At 66.9% G+C, this 3,756-nt stretch carries 2 protein-coding genes and 1 pseudogene; all 3 read left to right on the top strand.

The features are described 5' to 3' along the window. Positions 1 to 1,424: wax ester/triacylglycerol synthase family O-acyltransferase (locus AC2VON_RS13445; RefSeq protein WP_486953412.1), on the top strand; the 1,424-nt coding region annotated here is incomplete at its 5' end. Continuing rightward, on the top strand, positions 1,421 to 3,013 hold the full coding sequence (locus tag AC2VON_RS13440; RefSeq protein WP_486953411.1) for an HAD-IB family hydrolase: 1,593 nt from the start codon (positions 1,421 to 1,423) through the stop codon (positions 3,011 to 3,013). The genes AC2VON_RS13445 and AC2VON_RS13440, both read left to right, overlap by 4 nt. Continuing rightward, positions 3,010 to 3,756, top strand: a pseudogene (locus tag AC2VON_RS13435) (glycerol-3-phosphate 1-O-acyltransferase); the annotation flags it as partial. The gene AC2VON_RS13440 and the pseudogene AC2VON_RS13435, both read left to right, overlap by 4 nt.

Below are 3,756 nucleotides of genomic sequence, written 5' to 3'. Positions count from 1 at the left end.
TGGGCGCCGTCGACTACCTGCTGCATCGTGGCGAAGCGAACCCGCGCACCCGTTCCGGGATCATGGGGGTGGAACTGCTGGACACCACCCCGGCCTGGGACCGGTTCCGCAGCCTTTTCGACAACGTCTCCCGTCGGGTGTTGCGGTTGCGGCAGAAGGTGGTGGTGCCCACGCTGCCGACGGCCTCGCCGCGCTGGGTGGTCGATCCGGACTTCAACGTGGACTTTCATGTCCGGCGGATGCAGGTTCCCCAGCCCAGCGGGCTGCGCGAGGTGCTGGATCTGGCCGAGGTGAGCATGCAGTCGCCGATGGACATCTCACGCCCGCTGTGGTCGGCGACCCTGCTCGAAGGGCTGCCCGACGGGAGGGCCGCCACGTTGTTGCATATCAGCCATGCCGTCACCGACGGAGTCGGTGGTGCCGAGATGTTCGCCCAGATCTACGACCTCGAACGGGATCCGCCGGCGAAGTCCACACCGCCGCAACCGGTGCCTCAGGATCTGTCGCCCAACGACTTGATGCGCGATGGCATCAACCACCTGCCCGGCGCACTGGCCGGCGGCGCTCGGCATGCGCTGATGGGGGCGCTGTCGGCGGTGGAGCATACGGTGCGCGACCCGTTGTCGGCGGTGACGGGTGTCTTGGGCTATGTGCGCTCGGGTGTGCGGGTGGTCAGCCAGGCCGCCGAGCCGTCGCCGCTGTTGCGGCGTCGCAGCCTGACCAGCCGCACCGAGGCGCTCGACATCCGGCTGGCGGACCTGCACCGGGCCGCCAAGAGCGGTGGTGGATCGATCAACGACGCCTACCTGGCCGCGCTCTCCGGCGCTCTGGGCCGCTACCACCGGGCGCTCGGTGTGCCGATCGCCACCTTGCCGATGGCGGTCCCGGTGAACCTGCGCGCCGACGCCGACCCCGCCGGCGGCAATCGGTTCACCGGGGTGAACCTGGCGGCACCGGTCGGGGTGGCCGACCCGGTGGAGCGGATACGACGGATTCGCGCCCAGATGACGCAGCGTCGCGAAGAGCCGGCGATGGATCTGATGGGTTCCGTCGCGCCGCTGCTGAGTGTCTTGCCGGCGCCGGTGCTGGAAAAAATAACCGGTTCGGTGATCGGCGCCGACGTCCAAGCCAGCAACGTCGCATTCTATCCGGGCGACACCTACATCGCCGGCGCAAAAGTACTGCGGCAGTACGGCCTTGGCCCGTTGCCCGCGGTGGCGATGATGGTGGTGCTGATCTCGCGGGGTGGGGAGTGCACCATCACCGTGCGCTACGACCGGGCAGCCGTGCGCGACGAGAGGTTGTTCGCCGAGTGTTTGGTTCAGGGGTTCGACGAGATCCTGGCACTGGCGGGCGAACCGGCACCGCACTGCGTGCCGGCATCCTTCGACTATCCTCGGCCCACCTCGGCGGCGAGTTCATGACCGACCCGCACTCAACCGAGGTGTCGCCACGCCACATGCGGCTGCCCGGTTCGGTCGCCGAGATCATGGCCAGCCCACCGGGACCCACGATCGGCGCGTTCTTCGACCTGGACGGCACCCTGGTCGCCGGCTTCACCGGTGTCATTCTCACCCAGGAGCGGTTCCGGCGCCGTGACATGGGGCTGGGCGAGTTGATCGGCATGGTTCAAGCCGGGCTCAACCATCAACTCGGCCGGATCGAATTCGAAGAGCTCATCACCGCAGCGTCGTCGGCACTGCGCGGACGATTTCTCAGTGACGTCGAGGAGATCGGCGAACGGCTGTTCGTCCAGAAGATCGCCGACCGAATCTATCCGGAGATGCGCGAATTGGTGCGTGCGCACCTTGCTCGCGGACACACCGTGGTGCTCAGTTCGTCGGCGTTGACGATCCAGGTCGATCCGGTAGCCCGCTTCCTGGGTATCACCAACACGCTCACCAACGTATTCGAAACCGACGAGAACGGTGTGCTCACCGGCAATGTGGCGCATCCCGTCCTCTGGGGGCCGGGCAAAGCCACAGCGGTGCAGAAGTTCGCTGCCGAGCACGATATTGACCTGGGGGACAGCTACTTTTACGCCGATGGCGACGAGGACGTAGCGTTGATGTATCTGGTCGGCAACCCGAGGCCGACGAACCCCGAAGGCAAGATGGCCACCGTCGCACGGCGCCGCGGATGGCCGATCCTGCGATTCACCAGCCGCGGCAGTGGCGGCATCGTCGGGCAGTTGCGAACCCTGATCGGCATTGGTTCGATTGTCCCGGTCGGCGTTGGCGCGCTGGGTTGGGGTCTGTTGACCCGCAACCGGCGCCGCGGCCTGAACTTCTTCACCACCGTCTATCCGCAGGTCTTGCTGGCCGTCAACGGTGTGCGGCTCAACGTGATCGGTAGTGAGAATCTGATCGCGGCGCGGCCGGCGGTGTTCATCTTCAACCACCGCAACCAAGTTGACCCGGTCATCGCCGGTGCGTTGGTGCGCGACAACTGGGTGGCCGTCGGCAAGCGGGAGCTGGAAAAAGACCCGATCACCGGTCCGCTCGGCAAGCTGGCGGAGACAGTGTTCATCGACCGGGACGACTCCGCGGCCGCGGTGGAGTCGCTGCATCAGGTCGAGGACCGCGCCAGGAAAGGCTTGTCGGTGGTGATCGCCCCGGAGGGCACCCGGGTGGACACCACCGGGGTCGGGCCGTTCAAGAAGGGCCCGTTCCGCATCGCAATGGCGGCCGGAATCCCCATTGTCGCCATGGTGATCCGCAATGCGGAGGTCGTCGCCGCCCGGGATTCGATCAGCATCAATCCGGGCACCGTCGATGTCGCCGTCTTCCCGCCGATCTCGGTCGCCGAGTGGACAGTTGACACATTGGCCGACCGGATCGCCGAAGTGCGCCAGCTTTACCTGGACACCCTGGCCGACTGGCCGGTCGACGAGCTGCCGAAAGTCAATGTGGGTGCCCGGTCGAAGAAGCCGCCACCGAAACGGGCGACCAAGCACACCTCCAAGGCCGTGGGAAAGGCATCGAAGCAGGCCCCGACGAAGGGACGGCAGTGACGGCGCCGGCCACTGACGCGGCGACGTTCACCACGAGCGCCGACACGTTGGTGCTGGCGCTGGTGGGCTCGCTGGTCGAGGTCGAACTGGTCAAGGATTGGCTGGAAAAACAGCGCGCCACCCACCCGGAGACCACGATCGAGGTGTTGGCGCTCCCGCCGCGGGACGCACCCCCGGCAGCCCTGGCGCAGCTCGTCGAAGAGCTGGAGCGCGACGAAGAGCGGTCGATTGTGTCGGTGCGGGTCTTCTGGTTGCCGCGCGCAGGTGCGTCGGCGCTGTCGCGGATGGCCGCACTGCTCCCAGGCCGAAATCCCTACCAGCCCAGCGAACGTCAGCAGCAGCGCATCGTACGCACCGAACCTTCGCTGGCCCGGGTGGTCGCCGGTGAATCGGCGACAGTGTCCGAGCTGCGCCGACAGTGGCGGGACAATACGGCGGGGGAGAGCCCACGGGACTTCGCCCATTTCGTCACCCGCCGGGCGGTGCTGGCGTTGGAGCGCGTCGAATACCGAATTCTCGGGCCGCAATACAAGTCGCCGCGGCTGGTGAAGCCGGAGATACTGGCGTCGGCACGATTTCGCGCCGGGCTGGCTAAGATCCCGGGTGCGACGCTCGAGGAAGCCGGCAAGATACTCGACGAACTCGCGACCGGGTGGAGCCGGGCCTCCGTCGACCTGGTATCGGTGCTCGGCAGGCTGCTCAGCCGCGGTTTCGATCCCGACATCGACTACGACGAGTATCAG

This window comes from Mycobacterium sp. TH-M82, assembly GCF_057473605.1.
This window is presented reverse-complemented; position numbering and strand designations above follow the sequence as displayed.